Here is a 17333-nt window from a genome sequence, read left to right as displayed (position 1 = left end):
CCGATGTCTGCCTCGTGTGCGGCTATCTAACGCTCGACCTCGATCTGTGCCATTTCTGCCGTTGCCCAGTAGCGGAGACACTCGAGGGCCAAGTCCGCCAGACCTTTAACGCCCGCAACAGCGCCAGGCGGTCGCGGCGATCCTGCAGTGTGAAGGCGGCGAGTTAACCGAATTTGGGCAACAGCCAGCCGGTTAGCCTTCACTCGATTGGGGTTCAGCGATCCCAGTATTCTGGTCGGGTGCGGCTGAGCCGAGCAGAGCGCGAGCGGGTATTCGCGGCGGTGGCCGACGAACGGCGATCAATCGCCAACTTGATCGACGCCCTCAACCACAACCAGCTTGCCACGGCAAGCCTTTGCGCTGGATGGGATGTCAAAACCGTTGCCGCGCATTTGATCAGCGACTTCGCCGACGGATTCTGGGGCTTCCTGGCCAGCGGCATTCGTCACGGCAGCATCGATCGGGGAATCGATGAGCTGGCCCGTCGCCGTGCGCAAGCATCAGCCACCGAGATCGCCGAGACGTTACGTAGTCGAGCCGACCACAGGCTCAGTCCACCGGTGACCGGCCCGCTATCGGGCCTCACCGACGTGTTGGTTCATGGTGCAGACATACGGATACCCCTGGGAATTCCGCATCGGCCGGATCCGACGCATGTCGCCCGGGTACTAGATTTCTTGACCAGTCCGACCCAACTCGGCTTTTTCCCTCGCCGACGATTGCGCGGCATCGCACTACACGACGAGGACACCGGACGAACATGGGGCGATGGCGAAACGATCCATGGTTCGGGAGTGGCGGTGATGTTGGCAGTATGCGGACGCGCCGTCGCTTTCGACCGACTCGCCGGCCCAGGGTTACCTCTACTGCAGTCCCGCCTCAGCTGATCCGCGGCTGGGCAAGGTGGCGTCATCAGGGGGACTGACCACCAAAGTCAGAAGTCCCAGTCCTCGTCCTCGGTATTGACGGCCTTGCCGATCACGTAGGACGACCCCGAGCCGGAGAAGAAGTCGTGGTTCTCGTCGGCGTTGGGTGAGAGCGCCGAGAGAATCGCCGGGTTGACGTCCGTCTCGTCACGCGGGAACAGCGCCTCGTAACCGAGGTTCATCAGCGCCTTGTTCGCGTTGTAGCGCAGGAACTTCTTGACGTCCTCGGTCAGCCCGACCTCGTCGTAGAGGTCCTGGGTGTATTCCACCTCGTTGTCGTAGAGCTCGAAGAGCAGCTCGTAGGTGTAGTCCTTGAGCTCCTCCTTGCGCGCGTCGTCGACCAGCGCCAGGCCGCGTTGGAATTTGTAGCCGATGTAGTAACCGTGCACGGCCTCGTCGCGGATGATCAGCCGGATCATGTCGGCGGTGTTGGTCAGCTTGGCGCGGCTCGACCAGTACATCGGCAGGTAGAAGCCGGAGTAGAACAGGAAGCTCTCCAGCAGGGTCGACGCGACCTTGCGCTTGAGTGGCTCGTCGCCCTTGTAATACTGCATGACGATCTCGGCCTTGCGCTGCAGGTTGGGGTTCTCCTCCGACCAGCGGAACGCGTCGTCGATCTCGGCCGTCGAGCACAGCGTGGAGAAGATGTTGCTGTAGCTGCGCGCGTGCACGGACTCCATGAAGGCGATGTTGGTGTAGACCGCTTCTTCGTGCGGGGTCAGCGCGTCCGGAATGAGGCTGACCGCCCCGACAGTGCCCTGGATGGTGTCCAGCAGCGTCAGGCCGGTGAATACCCGCATGGTCATCTGCTTTTCGTGGGCGGTCAGGGTGCCCCACGACGGCAGGTCGTTGGAGACCGGCACCTTCTCGGGCAGCCAGAAGTTGCCGGTGAGCCGGTCCCAGACCTCGGCGTCCTTTTCGTCCTGCAGCCGGTTCCAGTTGATCGCCGAAACGCGGTCGATCAGCTTCATGTTTTCGCTCACCAGAACCCCACTTCACACACCGTTTCGCCGGATGGATCTCAGGCTCCCGACACTACCCCTGGGGTGTGACAACCCAGCGGAACACAAGAACTTGTGTTTACGTGTCGGGTCACCTCCGGTATGAGCTCGGCGGCGCGGCCGGGTTGGTCCCAATGGGAAAAATGGCCACCATCGGCATATCGCCCATCGCCGTCCGGATACCCGGCGACCGGTGGACCGAATTCGCGCGCTGAAGTGGTTGCGCGTTAATCACTTCGGAGCGTATGCGGTGGCTTTGAAGCTGGACCGAAGGCTCAGTAGGCCCTGTTCACAATCCTTCAATGCATGTACCATTTGGTACATGATTTCTGAAGACGGCGTCGACATCGACGCACCGCCTCAACTCGTCTGGGATGTCTTCACCGACGTCGAGCACTGGCCGGAGTGGACCGCCTCGGTGACGTCGCTGGTCGGGCTGGACGCCGCGGCTCTCGCCGTCGGCAGACGGTTCGCGATCAAGCAGCCCGGCATGTCGAAGCTGGTCTGGAAGGTCACCGAGATCGACCCCGGTAGGTCGTGGACCTGGGTGCAGAGCTCTCCCGGGGTGCGGGTGACCGCTCGTCACGACGTCATCGCGCAGCCCGGCGGCCGCACGCTGGTGCGCCAGCGACTCGACCAGCGCGGCGTGCTGGGCGCCCTAGTCGGGCGGCTGATGGTCAAGAAGACCAAGCGCTTCCTCGACCTGGAAGCCCAAGGCCTCAAGGCCCGCTCCGAGCAGCTCAGCCGCGCCGATGGCGCGCACTCCTGACACTGAGCGGCGCCGCCGGCTCCTCGATTCACTCGTCGCTGAGTTCGCCACCGGCGGCATCGGCGACCGATCGCTGCGTGAGGTGGCCGCCGCGGTCGGCACCAGCCACCGGATGCTTCTGCACCACTTCGGCTCTCGAGAAGATCTGCTCGTGGCGATCGTCGAGGAGGTCGAGCGCCGCCAGATGGGGCTGCTGGCCGAACTGCCCTCCGACCCCGCCGAGGGTTTTGTCGCGATGTGGGCCGACCTCCGCCGACCCGAACTGCGCGAATCCGAGCGTCTCTTCTTCGAGTGCTACGCCCGCGCCGCGCAGGGCGAAAAGCCCTTCGCCCGAATGATTCCCGGTGCCGTGAACGGCTGGCTGACCGAGGTCGAGGCATTGGCCAATCCCGCCGAGGCCCCGGCCGACGCCGCCTGGGCGCGGCTCGGGCTGGCCGTCGTACGCGGCCTGCTGCTGGATCTGGTGGCCACCGATGACGACGCCGGTGTGGACGCGGCCGCGCACGCCTTCGCCGAACTCCTCAGGGGCCGGCCATGATTCGTACGGCTGCGGTCAGGAGGTGGCTGCGGCCTTGCCCATGTTCACGCCGTGGAACTGATATTCGTCCGGCTTGACCGAGCGGGTCGCCCGCCAGTACTCCCAGGTGTAGCCGCCCCAGAGCACCGTGTTCTTGCCGTGCTCGTCCAGATACCAGCTGCTGCAGCCGCCGCTGTTCCACACCGAGGGGCCCAGCCTGCGTTGCAGCTCGTCGTTGAACTTGTCTTGGGCGGCGCGGGTCGGGGCCAGCGCCTGTGCGCCCAGCTTGTCGCAGGTCGCGATCGCGTCTGCGACGTAACGGATCTGGGATTCGATCATGAACACCACCGAGTTGTGTCCCAGCCCGGTGTTGGGTCCCAGCAGGAAGAACAGGTTGGGCACGTCGGCGATGGTGATCCCGCGGTGCGCGCCGATGCCCTCGCGGTTCCATCGGTCCACCAGGTCCTCGCCGTGCAGCCCTTTGATTTGGACGTAGGTGTAGGAGTCGGTGACGTGGAAGCCGGTGGCATACACGATCACATCGGCCTGGCGGTGTGTGCCGTCGGCGGTGACGATGCCGTCGGCGGTGATTCGCGCAATGTGGTCGGTGACCAGTTCGGTCTTGGGGTCGGCGACCGCGCCGTAATAGGTGGAGGAGTTAAGGATTCGCTTGCACCCGATGCGGTAGTTCGGGATCAGCTTGCGCCGCAGCTCCTTGTCCTTGACCGCCCGGCGAATGTTGTATTTGCAGTAGGACTCGATGAACTTGAGCAGGTTCGGTCGCTTGGTCATGCCGAAGGCCAGGGCTTCCTGGCCCCAGTAGATCGCCAGCCGGACCATCGCGCGCAGGCCGGGCACGTTCTCCATGGCCCGACGCACCGTCGGCGGGATCTCGGGGTTGGAGCGCGGGACCACCCACGGCGGAGTGCGTTGATAGAGCTGAAGTTCGGCGACCTGTCCGACGATCTCCGGCACGATCTGGATCGCGCTCGCGCCGGTTCCGATTACCGCCACTCGCTTGCCGGTCAGGTCGACGCTGTGGTCCCACTCCGCGGAATGGAAAGCGGGGCCGCGAAATTCGTCGCGTCCCTCGATGTCGGGCATGGACGGGATGTGGAGCGCGCCGGCACCCGAGATCAGGAACTGCGCGACATACTCACGCCCGTCGGCGGTGAACACGTGCCAGCGGTTCTCGTCATCGTCCCAGTGGGCACGATCGACCAGCGAGTTGAACTCGACATAGCGGCGCAGCCCGTATTTCTCGGTGACCCCTTGGAGGTAGTCCCAAATCTCGGGCTGGAAGGAGAACGGGTTCTTCCAGTCCGGCTTGGGCTCGAACGAGAACGAGTACAGGTGCGACGGGATGTCGCATGCGCACCCGGGGTAGCTGTTGTCTCGCCAGGTGCCGCCGATGTCGTCGGCCTTTTCCAGGATGACGAAGCCGATGCCCTGCTTCTGCAGCGCGATCGCCATCCCCAGGCCGGAGAATCCGGTCCCGATGATGACGGCGCGCGTGTGCACCGGCTTCTGGGCGGTGGCCCCCGGGATTGGTTCGGTTTGTGTCACGACGTCGGTCACGGTGGATCGGTCTTTCTATTTAGGCCTGTCGGGTCGGCGTTAGCCGGCGTACTCGGCTGCGACCCTCGGCTGACGCAGATACCCAGTACCCAGGGTATCGGTTTGGGACGAGTGTTATCGATGGCCGCGGCGCTTGTCAACGCCGCGCCTCGCTCAGCTCGCGGCCGGGTTGCCGGCCACCATGTCGTGAATTGGCAGCTTAGGATTCATCGTGATGCCCAGCGCCTCGGCGGTGCCTACGATCACCCCCATCATGATGGTCGTCAGGTGCGCAACGAACTGCTCACGCGACATCAGCCGCGGGCTTTCCGGCTCGGGACCCAGCCACCACTCGGTGGCCGACGCGGCACAGCCGAATGCCGCGTGCCCGGCCAGTTCGACCGCCGCGTGGTCGAGCTCCATCTCGCGCAGCTCGTTGTCGAACATGTCGGCCACGGCCAGGGTGATTCCGCGTCCTTCGTTCAGGACCTGCGAGGTGGCCGCCGACCGGCCCTGGATGAACACGCGCAGCACGTTGGGGTGTTTGTCGACCAGGATCACGTACTCCTCGACGCTGCGCCGGATCACCTCGCGGGCAGAGTCGGTTTTCAGGTCGATGGACGGGAGGATCGCCGCCCACAGCATGTCGCGCAGCCGCTCCCCGATCGCCTCGAACAGGTCGGACTTGTCGTGGAAATGCCGGTAGATCTTCGGTTTGGCGGTGCCGGCCTCCTCGGCGATTTCTCGCACGGACAGCTCGGGCCCGAGGCGGTCGATCGCGCGGAAGGCCGCGTCGACGATTTCGTTGCGCACTTTCTTGCGGTGCTCGCGCCAGCGTTCGCTGCGCGCGTCGACCTTGGCCCCAGGCTTGACGCTGGGGTGGGGCCGGGGAATTCTCACCACGTCACGCACTTTACCTCGTCGCGGCTTCTGACCTGGGCAGACTGCCCGATCAGCCCAATGATTAGAGCATGCAGGACACGCAGCCCTCGACCTCTGTTCCCTCCAAAGCCATCTGACGCAACCGGATGTAATAAAGCGTCTTGATTCCCTTGCGCCACGCGTAGATCTGCGCCTTGTTCACGTCGCGGGTGGTAGCGGTGTCCTTGAAGAACAGCGTCAGCGACAGTCCCTGGTCCACGTGCTGGGTAGCCGCGGCGTAGGTGTCGATGATCTTTTCGTAGCCGATCTCGTAGGCGTCCTGGTAATACTCCAGGTTGTCGTTTGTCAGATACGGCGCCGGGTAGTAGACCCGCCCAATCTTGCCTTCCTTGCGGATCTCGATCTTGCTCGCCACCGGGTGGATCGAGCTGGTCGAGTTGTTGATGTAGCTGATCGAGCCGGTCGGCGGAACCGCCTGCAGGTTCTGGTTGTAGACGCCGTGCTGCTGCACCGACTCTTTCAGCCGCTGCCAATCCTCTTGCGTCGGAATGCGAATGCCCGCCTCGGCAAAGATCTCGCGGATCCGCGGAGTGGCCGGCTCCCACAGCTGCTCGGTGTACTTGTCGAAGAATTCACCCGAGGCGTACTTCGACTTCTCGAAGCCGCCAAACTTGCTTCCCCGCTCGATCGCGATGCGATTGGACGCGCGCAGCGCGTGATAGAGCACGGTGTAGAAGTAGATGTTGGTGAAGTCGACGCCTTCTTCGGAGCCGTACAGGATGCGCTCGCGGGCCAGGTAGCCGTGCAGATTCATCTGGCCGAGCCCGATCGCGTGGGACTCGTTGTTGCCCTGCTCGATTGAGGGCACCGACCAGATATGGGTCTGATCGCTCACCGCGGTCAGCGCGCGGATCGCGACCTCGATGGTCTGCGCGAAGTCGGGCGAGTCCATCGCCTTGGCGATGTTCAGCGAGCCCAGGTTGCACGAAATGTCCTTGCCCACTTTGGCGTAGGTCAGGTCCTCGTTGAACAGCGACGGCGTGGACACCTGCAGGATCTCCGAGCACAGGTTCGAGTGCGTGATCTTGCCGTCGATCGGGTTGGCCCGGTTCACCGTGTCCTCGTACATGATGTACGGGTAACCGGACTCGAACTGCAGCTCGGCCAGCGTCTGGAAGAACTCGCGCGCCTTGATCTTCGTCTTGCGAATGCGGGCGTCGTCGACCATTTCGTAGTACTTCTCGGTGACCGAGATGTCGGCGAACGGCAGGCCGTAGACCCGCTCTACGTCGTAGGGCGAGAACAGGTACATGTCCTCGTTCTTCTTGGCCAGCTCGAAGGTGATGTCGGGGATCACCACGCCCAGGCTCAGCGTCTTGATGCGGACCTTCTCGTCGGCGTTCTCGCGCTTGGTGTCCAGGAATCGGTAAATGTCGGGGTGATGCGCGTGCAGGTACACCGCGCCCGCTCCCTGCCGGGCCCCGAGCTGGTTGGCGTAGGAGAACGAGTCCTCGAGCAGCTTCATGATCGGGATGACACCCGAGGACTGGTTCTCGATGTTCTTGATCGGGGCGCCGTGCTCGCGGATGTTGCTGAGCAGCAACGCGACTCCCCCGCCACGCTTGGACAGCTGCAGCGCGGAGTTGATGGACCGCCCGATCGACTCCATGTTGTCCTCGATGCGCAGCAAGAAGCAGCTCACCGGCTCTCCGCGCTGCTTCTTGCCCGAGTTCAGGAACGTCGGGGTGGCCGGCTGGAATCGCCCGTCAATGATCTCGTCGACGAGCTTCTCGGCCAGGACGGTGTCACCGGTGGCCAGGGTCAGCGCGACCATGACCACGCGGTCCTCGAAGCGCTCCAGGTAACGCTTCCCGTCGAACGTCTTCAGCGTGTAGGAGGTGTAGTACTTGAACGCGCCCAGGAACGTCGGGAACCGGAACCTTTTGGCGTACGCGCGGTCCAGCAGCGTCTTGACGAAGTTACGGCTGTACTGATCGAGAACCTCGCGCTCGTAATAGTTCTCCTTGATCAGGTAGTCGAGCTTCTCGTCCTGATTGTGGAAGAACACCGTGTTCTGGTTGACGTGCTGCAGGAAGTATTGATGCGCAGCCTCGCGGTCCCTGTCGAACTGAATCTTGCCGTCCGCGTCGTAGAGATTCAGCATCGCGTTGAGCGCGTGATAGTCCGTTTCCCCCGGCAACGCGTGGGCTCCGGTGGTTACAGGCTCTGCAGCGACGGTTGGTGACACGTCTGTTCCTTCCAAAAATTGGCTAAGCCCGCGCGGACGGCATCCACGTCGTCCTGGGTCCCCATTAGTTCGAAGCGGTAGAGGTACGGAACGCCGCACTTGCGCGAGATCACGTTGCCCGCATAGGCGAATTCGGCGCCGAAGTTGTTGTTGCCCGCGGCGATGACGCCGCGGATCAACGACCGGTTGTGCTCATTGTTCAAAAAGGCGATGACTTGCTTGGGGACGTAGCCGCCGGCGTTGAGGTCGGGAGTGGCATGCCCGCCGCCGTAGGTGGGCAGGACGAGGACGTAGGGCTGGTCGACCTCGATGCGGCCATGCAGCGGTATCCGTGTGGCGGGAATCCCCAGCTTCTCTACGAAGCGGTGGGTGTTCTCCGACACCGAGGAGAAATAGACCAGTGGCGATGGCAAGCGCGGCGCAGCCGGGCGAAGCGGGTCGCCACTCATCCAATCTGGGTTGCGCGATGGCACCGCAACCTCCTTACCTAACGTCTCGCCTTACGCGCTCAGTTCCGCCGCGGACAGCGCCTTGATGCGGTCGGGGCGGAAACCCGACCAGTGGTCGTTGCCTGCCACCACCACGGGAGCCTGCAGGTATCCCAGGGCCATCACGTAGTCACGCGCCTCGGTGTCCAGCGAGATGTCGACCTTCTCGTAGGCGATGCCTTGCTTGTCCAGCGCTTTGTAGGTGGCGCTGCACTGCACACATGCCGGCTTGGTGTACACGGTGATGCTCATAGAATGCCGCTCCTTTGCGGAAGAGGGGATCCAACGGACTGGCAACTACTTTTGGACTGCGTCTTTGCTATGTTCAGCGATCCGTCAGGCCCCCTGATTCCCGTCCTGCGGCGGTCAAGGTCGAACGACCTGTGGGCGCCGATTTCGGGGGGTTCACCGAGTCTGGCTTGCTTGGTGGTCCTGGGATCTGCCGGTGCTCGAACACTACACCTAGTGGGTGACAAGATACCCAGATACAAGATGTTCTGAATAACAATTTTGGAATTCCCTGGTCGTGAGGCTGGTCGCGAACAAATCTGGGCACCCGCTCGGCGTGTCGCAGATCACACGCCGAGGCGTGGGCGTCTCTATATATCGGTATAGCAGCGGCCACCGACATCACCACCGACCGCGCCGGGTCCGCCCGCAGCTAGCAAAGCCGCCAGACGGAGCGGGCGGCTTCTGCTATTCGGTTATGCCAACCTCGCTGGTCGTCCGGCGAGCGGCTTGTCGACTTCTGCAATCAGCCGACCTCGGCGGCCAGCTTGCCGACCACATCACGCACGTTCGCCGAGAGTTCGGCGTGCTCTGCGGGCGCCTTGCCCTCGAGTATTTTGAACGGCACCGACAGTTTGATCGCCTCCACGACCCGCGCGCCGGCGATGCCGAAGGACTTGCGGGTGTCGTCGTGCGCCCACACCCCGCCATACCGACCGAAGGATCCGCCGATGACCGCCAGTGGCTTGCCCTTCAGCGCGCTGTCGCCGAACGGTCGGGACAACCAGTCGATCGCGTTCTTGATGACGGGCGGGTAGCTGCCGTTGTACTCCGGCGTCACTACCAGGGCGGCGTCGGCGTCGGCCGCCGCGGCGCGCAGCGCGGCCACCGGGCCCAGCGGCGGCGCGTCGGCGTTCATCGCGTCGTCGATCTCCTCGTTATAGAACGGCAGCTGACCGAGCTCTTCGAAGATCGTGACGGTCACGTCGTCGGCGGCGACCGCCCCCGCCAACTCGGCGATCTGGCGGTTGATCGACGCCGCCCGCAGGCTTCCCACTAACGCCAAAATTTTGATTGCCACTGCTGAGGTTTCCCTTCGGTCGTTGCGTACATCCTCCCACCAGCTAACCGGACTACAGTCCGCTTTATTCCGGCGGCGCTAAAGTGCAGGAGTGAGCGAGCGGTCGGGCGAGTTGCACATGTTCGCGCCCCAGGTGGTGCACCAGGAAAGGGGCGACGCGGCGCGCAACCGCGCCCTGCTCCTCCAGGCTGCCCGAAACCTGGTCGCCGAGCGCGGCGCCGACGCCGTCACCACCGACGACATCGCCGCGGCCGCCGGAGTCGGCAAAGGCACGCTGTTCCGCCGCTTCGGCAGCCGGGCCGGCCTGATGATGGTGCTGCTGGACGAGGACGAGCAAGCCGTTCAGCAGGCGTTCCTGTTCGGCCCGCCACCCCTGGGCCCCGGCGCCCCGCCGACCGATCGGCTGGTCGCCTTCGGCCGGGAGCGGATCCGGTTCGCTCACGACCATTGCGAACTGCTGTCCGCGGCCAACCGCGGCCCACAAAACCGGCACAACGCACCGGCCATGGTGCTGCGCACGCACGTGCGGGTGTTGCTCAAGGCGGCCGGATCCACCGGCGACCTCGACGCCCAAACCGACGCGTTGCTCGCGCTGCTTGACGTCGACTACGTCGAGCACCAACTGGCCGAGGGCGGTCACACCCTGGCGACATTGGGCGACGCGTGGGAAAGCCTGGCGCGCAAGCTCTGCGGGCGGTGAACGCCGTGCCCGCCGCGGCACCGGCTTGGGTTTTGCATGTGGACCTCGACCAGTTCCTGGCGTCTGTCGAGTTGCGCCGGCATCCCGAATTGGGCGGGCTGCCGGTCATTGTCGGCGGCAGTGGCGATCCTGACGAACCGCGCAAGGTCGTCACGTGCGCCTCTTATGAGGCCCGCGAGTTCGGCGTGCGTGCGGGCATGCCGCTGCGTGCCGCCGCCCGTCGCTGCCCCGAGGCGACCTTCCTCCCCTCGGACCCGGCCGCCTACGACGCGGCGTCCGATCAGGTGATGGGGCTGCTGCGCGACCTCGGGCATCCGGTCGAAGTCTGGGGCTGGGACGAGGCCTATGTTGCGGTGGCCGCCCAGGATCCGAGCGAGGTCGCACAGCAGATCCGCAGCGTCATCTCCTCGGAAACAGGGCTGTCCTGCTCGGTCGGTATCAGCGACAACAAACAGCGCGCCAAGGTCGCCACCGGCTTCGCGAAACCGGGCGGCATTTTTATGCTCACCGACGCGAACTGGATGCCCCTGATGGCTGATCGTCCGGTCGACGCGCTATGGAGCGTGGGCTCCAAGACCGCGAAAAAGCTTGCAGATATTGAGATTACGACGGTATGGCAACTAGCCCACTGCGATGCGGAGTTGCTGACGGCCAAGTTCGGTCCGCGCACCGGGCTGTGGCTGCTGCTGTTGGCCAAGGGCGGCGGCGACAGCCAGGTCAGCGCCGAGCCGTGGGTACCGCGCTCGCGCAGCCACGTCGTGACCTTTCCGCGCGATCTCACCGATCGGTCCGAAATAGACGCGGCAGTAATGGATTTGGCCGAGCGGGCGCTGACGGATGTGCGGGCGGCGGCCCGAGTCGTGATCCGGGTGGCGGTCACCGTGCGAACGGCAAACTTCTACACGCGCACCAAGATTCGCAAGCTCGATGCGCCCAGCACCGATCGCGAGGTCATCGTGGCCGCGGCCCTTCGCGTTCTCGACCTATTCGAGCTCGACCGGCCGGTCCGCCTGCTCGGGGTGCGTCTCGAGCTGGTCATGCCGAACTAGCGCCGGCGGGCCGTGCTGATTGCCCGCCTCCCCCTCAGGCCGCTGCACGGCCTGCATCGTCGGCGGGCCGGGCCGCAGCGCGCGGGTGAAGATCAGGTTCACCTGACGCATCGCCACGCTATAGGGCCACCACGCAAGCCTTTTGAACGCGTATAAGGCGCGGATGTCGACCGACGTGTAAATCAGGTATCGGTTCTTGGCCACCCCGGCCAGGATTTTGTCGGCGGCCTTCTCCGGCGAGACCGCATGGCCGGCGAACCGCTTCACCCACCGGTCGACGTTGGGGTCTTCCCGGTCCACGCCGGCGATTTCGACAGTGCTCACCAGCGGGGTGTTCACCGCGCCCGGCACCACGACCGAGACCCCGATACGGTGCCGGGCCAGGTCGAAGCGCAGCACCTCCGACAGGCCACGCAATCCGTACTTGCTGGCGCTGTAGGCGGCATGCCAAGGCAGGGCCACCAGCCCGGCCGCGGAGGACACGTTGACCAGATGGCCGCCGCGCTTGGCCGCCACCATCGGCGGCACGAAGGTCTCGATGACGTGGATCGGACCCATCAGGTTGATGGCGATCATCTTGCTCCACTGCTCATGGGTCAGCCGGTCGACGGTGCCCCACGCGGATACGCCGGCGATGTTGAGGACGACGTCCATGCTTGGATGCGCGGCGTGGACATCGGCGGCGAACGCGGCCACCTGGTCGTGGTTGGCGATGTCGAGCGCCCGATGCTCGGGAACCTCGGCGCCCAGCGCGCGCGCGTCGGCCACGGTCTGTTCGAGGCCGTCGCTGTCGCGGTCAGTCAGATATAGCTCGGCGCCCTGCGCGGCCAGCCGCAAAGCCGTGGCGCGGCCGATACCGCTCGCCGCTCCGGTGACAAGGCACCGCTTTCCCGCGAAAGACCGCCCGGATCCCCTCTGCGCCATGGCCGTGACGATACCGGCGGGAACACCGCCCTAGCGACGGCCGGCCCACAGCGCGTGCAGCCACAACTGCTCGAGGAGGCGCACCCGTCGGTCACGGTCGCTGTCGCGCCCGGTCAGGATCGGGTCCCCGGTCAGCATCAGCGCGGTGGTGCCGGCCAGGGTGCGGATCAGCGTCGGCAGGTCGTCGCTGATCGGACTGGCCGTCCCGGCCTTCATCTCGGCCTCGACAATCCCGACGATCTGGCCCAGCACCACCTCGAACTGCTGATCCAGCATGTCGCGAATCTCGACGTCGGTGTTGCGGGCCTCGTTGCACGCGGTCACGACGGGGTCGTTGTGTGCGTAGACGGCCGCGGCGCTGCCGACCATCCGCTTGGCGAACTGCTCGGGTGACTCGCCGGCCTGTCGGGGGGCGAAGTACTCGGTGAGTTCCTCGAGTTCTTCGGCGGCCTCGGCCATGAGCTGTGCCAGCACCGCGTACTTGGAGTCGAAGTAGAAGTAGAAGCCGGATCGCGCCACCCCGGCCCGCAGGCTTATGGTGCTGACCGACAATTCGGCAAATGGCTTTTCCTGCAGCAGTTCACGCACAGCCTGCACGATCGCCTGGCGTTGCTTGTCGCCACGCCGTCGTGCGCCCGGCTCTGGAGCGGCGGGGTGGCTGGTCACTCCCTGACCTTGCACCACGCCGCGCAAAAAGCAAACTTGACAGCCGTCAAGTTTTTCAGCGAAGGTTATGAATCAGTGACGGCCGTCACCCGGAGGGCACGCAAAGGAGCGTTTATGACCGCCACCATCAGCACCCCGCAATACCTGCTGGATCAGGCGCGGCGCCGGTTCACACCGTCCATCAACAACTTTCCCGGCATGGGGATGGTCGAGCGCAAGCTGCTGAACACCGATTTCCCGGAGCGCAAACTCGCCGAGCCACCACCGGGCAGCGGGCTCAAAGCGGTCATCGGCGACGCGGGCCTGCCGGTCATCGGGCACATCATCGAGATGCTGCGCGGCGGCCCCGACTACCTGCTGCACATGTATCAGACCAAGGGTCCGGTGGTCTTCGGGGACTCGCCCGTCTTGCCGGGCGTCGCCGCCCTGGGCCCGGACGCCGCCCAGGTCGTCTACTCCAACCGCAACAAGGACTACTCCCAGCAGGGATGGGTGCCGGTAATCGGGCCGTTCTTCAACCGCGGCCTGATGCTGCTGGACTTCGAAGAGCACATGTTCCACCGGCGGATCATGCAGGAGGCCTTCATCCGGTCCCGCTTGGTCAGCTATGTCGAGCAGATGGACCAGGTGGTCTCACAGACCATCGCCAACGACTGGGTGGCGAATGACTCACGGTTCCTGCTCTACCCGGCCATGAAGGAATTGACGCTCGACATCGCGTCGATGGTGTTCATGGGCCATGAGCCGGGCACCGACCACCAGCTGGTGACCAAGGTCAACAAGGCGTTTGCGGTCACCACGCGCGCGGGAAACGCGATCATCCGCACTTCCGTGCCGCCGTTCACGTGGTGGCGGGGTCTCAAGGCGCGCGAGTTGCTGGAAAACTACTTCCGCGAGCGGGTCAAGGAGCAGCGCGCGAACCCCGGTACGGACCTGTTGTCGGTGTTGTGCCAGACCGAAGACGAGGATGGCAACAAGTTCTCCGACGACGACATCGTCAACCACATGATCTTCCTGATGATGGCCGCGCACGACACTTCCACCTCGACGGTGACCACAATGGCCTACCACCTGGCTTCCCATCCGGAGTGGCAGCAGCGCTGCCGCGAGGAATCGGATCGGCTGGGCGACGGGCCACTCGACATCGATTCGCTGGAGAAGCTGGAGACGCTGGATCTGGTGATGAACGAGTCGATCCGCATCGTGACGCCGGTGCAGTGGGCCATGCGCCAGACGGTGCGCGACACCGACCTGCTGGGCTACTTCATCCCCAAGGGCACCAACGTCATCGCCTACCCCGGCATGAATCACCGGCTGCCCGAATTGTGGACCGACCCGCTGAAATTCGACCCCGAGCGGTTCACCGAGCCGCGCAACGAGCACAAGCGGCACCGCTACGCGTTCACGCCGTTCGGCGGCGGCGCGCACAAGTGCATTGGGATGACGTTCGGGCAGTTGGAGATCAAGACGATCCTGCACCGCCTGCTGCGCAGGTATCGGCTGGAGCCGCCCCGGCCGGGCTACCAGTGCGAGTGGGATTACGGCGGCATGCCGGTGCCGAAAGACGGCATGCCCATTGTGTTGCGCCCGCTGTAGAACGTCCACGAGCGCATACGCTTCATTCGACAGCGAATAGCAGGCTGGCGCAGGCGATCACAAACCGGACGTCGCCGGGCCTAAGGGCCCTATTGCTTCGTCTTAACCGGCCGGCCCCGGAGCGGGCTCGAACCGTAGATACGCCTGAATCGTCGTACCGGTCCTGGTGGTGTGGGTTCGCACCAAGTCCGAGATGGCGTTGACCAGATACAGGCCGCGACTCGCGGGGGCGCGCGGGCCGGGGTTCAGGCGCCCCACCATTGGGTCGTCGAGTCGTCCGGTGTCGCGTGCCTCGCAGACCAGATGCCCGTCGTCTTGCCAGAAGGCCAGCCGGCAGGCGCCCCCTGTGTACATCAGGCTGTTGGTGGCCAGCTCCGTGGCGACCAGCTGTAGATCTTCGATGCTCTCCTGGGACAGCCCCATCCAGCCCGCGTAGTCGACGGCGAAGGATCGCGCAGGGCGAAGGTCAGCCGACTTGCGAACCATGTATGTAACGGCCCCGGGTCCGGCGGCCAGCGGCTGGTTGCAGCGTTCCAATACGTCGCTGGGAGCGTAGTCCCAGCTGCGCTGCAGCGCACCGGATTCCCACAGCAGCGGATGTGTCGCACGCGCATCCGACAGCACGCCGTCGTGGAGCCGGTCCGCGTCGTAGAGGCACAGGCTGGTCGCCGGGTAGCCGTCCATGGCCTCGTTGACGAGGGCTTCGTGCTCCATGCAGGCGACGAACTCCTCGTCGGTGCGGCCGGGCCACGCGAGTTGGCTGACGATCCGGACTCGCTGGTCCGGGTACTCGTCGATGAACTCGCCCTGCATCGCCATGAACCGGCTCGGGTTGCGGGCCGCCTCGGTGATATCAACCATGCGCACGTGGGCCGGTGGATCGCCGCCCGCGTACAACCCGTCATGCAGCAGCGCCAGCGTCTCGGGAGGCACGGCAAGCAGCACCGCCTCGTCCAGCACCAAGCCGTCGCCGACGAAACGGATTGCCAAATCCAAAAACTCCTGCTGAGAGTGATAAATCGATGCGGAGTGGACGAAACCGTATTGCCTGGTTTCGTTACCCGCCCTCACTTCAGCGCTCTCGCTTTCGATCACTTACGCCAACCCCCTGCTGGGTCGGCTGACGCCTTCCCCCTTTTCCAGTACCCAAGACGGCCCTGTGCTATACCGCGCAACCGATTACATTTAGGTTTGCCTCACTCAGGGGACCATTTCGATGACTCGCGATCGCGCTGTCACAGCCACCACGAGGCGGCCGCGTCGAGATGACGGCGGAGGCGATAACAGGCGACGCTCTCGTCGGCGGCCTCGAGCGCCTCGACGATCCGCAGGTGAGCGTGGTGCACGGCCAGCACGTCCGACCAGGTCGGCAGCGCCTGCCCGGTGCTGGACCAGTGCCGGCGGAACAGCTCGACGATGATCCGGAGGAACAGATCCAGCAGCGCGTTGCCAGCGAGTTGCGCCAGGCCGACGTGGAAGTTGAACTCTTCCGAGATCGCCTGCCGCACGTCCTCGGCCGTCGGTCGGGAGTTTTCCGGCAGCCCGGACCGATGGGTGGCCACGAACGCCGCCACCTCGGACTCGGCCAAACGCTTGACGACCTTGGCCACGTTGTCGATCTCGATGGCGTCGCGGACGCATCGCAGGTCTTCACGGCTCGGGCCGCGGTACTGCAGGTACAAGGCGATCGTGTCGATGCTGGCCTGTGCCGCGGGTTGGGCGATGACCAGTCCGCCGCCGGGTCCGCGGCGCATGTGGGCTATCGAGTGATATTCGAGCAGCCGCACCGCCTCGCGAAGCACCGCGCGGCTCACCCGGTAGCGCTCCAGCAGGGCCGTCTCGGTGCCGAAGACCGAACCCACATGCCAGCCGCTGGCGGCGATGTCGTCACCGATGGTGGTGGCCAGCATCTCGGCCAGTTTGCCGGGCGCCTCGGAATCGAGCCGCCGGCGCCTCTCACGCCCCCGGCTCCCGTCGCCCGCGTGATGGTGCTGCAGCCAGCCGGTGACGACTTCGACGTGTCGCTCGGAGAGCGTCTTGGCGCGCGCAGAATCGCCTGCCGTGACGGCGGCGACGATTGCGGAGTGGTGCGCGTGCAGATGGTCGACCGCCTCCATGGCCTCGGTTTCCGAATCCGTTCGCGACGCCAGGGCGTAGCGGGTGGTAAGCCGCATCAGGACAGTGATAAACAATTGCAGCACCGGGTTTTTGGATTGCTCGGCGAGCGCGATGTGGAACTCGTCGCGCGGCGCCGGTAGGCCAGGCTTCCATTGCTGCTCAGCGTGCAGCACCTCGCGCAGCCGCGCGATGCCGGCCTCATCGATGCGCTCGGCGGCGAGCGAGGCCGCCAGCGGCTCGAGTACCAGGCGCGCGTTAAGCAAGTCGGCCGGCGTCGTACCCAGATATTCGAGATAGATGACCACGGCGCGGGTGGCGGGCCCCGCATCGGGCTCGCAGATGTACAACCCGCCGTTGGGGCCGCGGCGCATCCGCGCGACCTGATGGTGTTCGACCAGGCGAACGGCCTCCCGCAGCACCGACCGGCTTACCCCGAAACGCCGCTGCAGAGCCTGTTCGGAGCCCAGCGATTCGCCGACCGCCCAGCCGCGGCGGACGATATCGGCTTCGATGTCGCGGGCGAGGATCGAAGCGAGTTTGTTCGCCTGGCCGGTCCTTGGCTCCTCAGTCATCCGAGCTCGAT

The 17333-nt window shown here is 64.9% G+C and carries 17 protein-coding genes; 6 read left to right on the top strand and 11 right to left on the bottom strand.

Going from position 1 to position 17333, the window contains the following annotated elements:
- Positions 1-239 precede the first annotated feature (239 nt).
- The gene (locus VFW69_RS19810) at positions 240-887 is read left to right on the top strand and encodes a maleylpyruvate isomerase family mycothiol-dependent enzyme (protein WP_526503730.1); all 648 of its coding nucleotides are present in this window, start codon (positions 240-242) and stop codon (positions 885-887) included.
- A gap of 47 nt (positions 888-934) precedes the next feature.
- Here VFW69_RS19810 and nrdF read toward each other — a convergent pair whose 3' ends face one another.
- Positions 935-1909 (bottom strand): class 1b ribonucleoside-diphosphate reductase subunit beta, encoded by a 975-nt coding sequence (gene nrdF / locus VFW69_RS19805; protein WP_526503728.1) that lies wholly within the window; start codon positions 1907-1909, stop codon positions 935-937.
- Positions 1910-2249: 340 nt separating this feature from the next.
- Between nrdF and VFW69_RS19800 the strand changes: the two genes are divergently transcribed.
- Together VFW69_RS19800 and VFW69_RS19795 are read left to right on the top strand one after the other, a co-directional pair.
- Complete coding sequence (locus VFW69_RS19800) at positions 2250-2696, top strand: SRPBCC family protein (RefSeq protein WP_526503726.1); 447 nt, start codon at positions 2250-2252, stop codon at positions 2694-2696.
- A complete protein-coding gene (locus VFW69_RS19795) occupies positions 2680-3234 on the top strand; it encodes a TetR/AcrR family transcriptional regulator (RefSeq protein WP_526503724.1) in 555 nt (184 codons plus the stop codon). The genes VFW69_RS19800 and VFW69_RS19795 overlap by 17 nt, the downstream gene beginning before the upstream one ends.
- A gap of 15 nt (positions 3235-3249) precedes the next feature.
- Here VFW69_RS19795 and VFW69_RS19790 read toward each other — a convergent pair whose 3' ends face one another.
- The 6 genes from VFW69_RS19790 to VFW69_RS19765 form a co-directional block, all read right to left on the bottom strand.
- On the bottom strand, positions 3250-4791 hold the full coding sequence (locus VFW69_RS19790; protein ID WP_526503722.1) for a flavin-containing monooxygenase: 1542 nt from the start codon (positions 4789-4791) through the stop codon (positions 3250-3252).
- A 153-nt stretch (positions 4792-4944) separates the two neighbouring features.
- A complete protein-coding gene (locus tag VFW69_RS19785; RefSeq protein ID WP_526503720.1) occupies positions 4945-5673 on the bottom strand; it encodes a TetR/AcrR family transcriptional regulator in 729 nt (242 codons plus the stop codon).
- Positions 5674-5734: 61 nt separating this feature from the next.
- Positions 5735-7900 (bottom strand): class 1b ribonucleoside-diphosphate reductase subunit alpha, encoded by a 2166-nt coding sequence (gene nrdE / locus VFW69_RS19780; RefSeq protein WP_526503718.1) that lies wholly within the window; start codon positions 7898-7900, stop codon positions 5735-5737.
- Positions 7870-8349 (bottom strand): class Ib ribonucleoside-diphosphate reductase assembly flavoprotein NrdI, encoded by a 480-nt coding sequence (gene nrdI / locus VFW69_RS19775; RefSeq protein WP_526503740.1) that lies wholly within the window; start codon positions 8347-8349, stop codon positions 7870-7872. Before nrdI ends, nrdE begins: the two co-directional genes overlap by 31 nt.
- Before the next feature lie 51 nt (positions 8350-8400).
- Positions 8401-8640, bottom strand: a complete 240-nt coding sequence (locus tag VFW69_RS19770) for a redoxin NrdH (protein WP_526503716.1) — start codon at positions 8638-8640, stop codon at positions 8401-8403.
- Positions 8641-9142: 502 nt separating this feature from the next.
- Positions 9143-9697, bottom strand: coding sequence for an NADPH-dependent FMN reductase (locus tag VFW69_RS19765; protein ID WP_526503714.1), 555 nt, complete (start codon positions 9695-9697; stop codon positions 9143-9145).
- Positions 9698-9815: 118 nt separating this feature from the next.
- Here VFW69_RS19765 and VFW69_RS19760 point away from each other — a divergent pair, with 118 nt between their 5' ends.
- Complete coding sequence (locus VFW69_RS19760; RefSeq protein WP_526503738.1) at positions 9816-10397, top strand: TetR/AcrR family transcriptional regulator; 582 nt, start codon at positions 9816-9818, stop codon at positions 10395-10397.
- A gap of 5 nt (positions 10398-10402) precedes the next feature.
- Positions 10403-11446: a DNA polymerase IV gene (locus VFW69_RS19755; protein ID WP_526503736.1), complete on the top strand. Its 1044-nt coding sequence runs from the start codon at positions 10403-10405 to the stop codon at positions 11444-11446.
- Here VFW69_RS19755 and VFW69_RS19750 read toward each other — a convergent pair.
- Together VFW69_RS19750 and VFW69_RS19745 are read right to left on the bottom strand one after the other, a co-directional pair.
- Complete coding sequence (locus VFW69_RS19750; protein WP_526503712.1) at positions 11381-12370, bottom strand: SDR family oxidoreductase; 990 nt, start codon at positions 12368-12370, stop codon at positions 11381-11383. The genes VFW69_RS19755 and VFW69_RS19750 overlap by 66 nt on opposite strands.
- Before the next feature lie 30 nt (positions 12371-12400).
- Positions 12401-13036 carry a TetR/AcrR family transcriptional regulator gene (locus VFW69_RS19745; RefSeq protein WP_526503710.1) on the bottom strand — a complete coding sequence of 212 codons (636 nt, stop codon included), beginning with the start codon at positions 13034-13036 and terminating at the stop codon, positions 12401-12403.
- Between the two features lie 114 nt (positions 13037-13150).
- Between VFW69_RS19745 and VFW69_RS19740 the strand changes: the two genes are divergently transcribed.
- The gene (locus VFW69_RS19740; protein ID WP_526503708.1) at positions 13151-14632 is read left to right on the top strand and encodes a cytochrome P450; all 1482 of its coding nucleotides are present in this window, start codon (positions 13151-13153) and stop codon (positions 14630-14632) included.
- 102 nt (positions 14633-14734) lie between these two features.
- Here VFW69_RS19740 and VFW69_RS19735 read toward each other — a convergent pair whose 3' ends face one another.
- Positions 14735-15727 (bottom strand): anti-sigma factor RsbA family regulatory protein, encoded by a 993-nt coding sequence (locus VFW69_RS19735; RefSeq protein ID WP_526503706.1) that lies wholly within the window; start codon positions 15725-15727, stop codon positions 14735-14737.
- Between the two features lie 140 nt (positions 15728-15867).
- On the bottom strand, positions 15868-17322 hold the full coding sequence (locus VFW69_RS19730; protein WP_526503704.1) for a FadR/GntR family transcriptional regulator: 1455 nt from the start codon (positions 17320-17322) through the stop codon (positions 15868-15870).
- Positions 17323-17333 lie beyond the last annotated feature (11 nt).

Origin of the sequence: Mycobacterium sp., assembly GCF_036273375.1 — a bacterium.
In the GTDB taxonomy this organism is placed as follows: domain Bacteria; phylum Actinomycetota; class Actinomycetes; order Mycobacteriales; family Mycobacteriaceae; genus Mycobacterium.
Note: the sequence above shows the minus strand (reverse complement) of the source record. Positions and strands in the feature narration are given on the sequence as shown.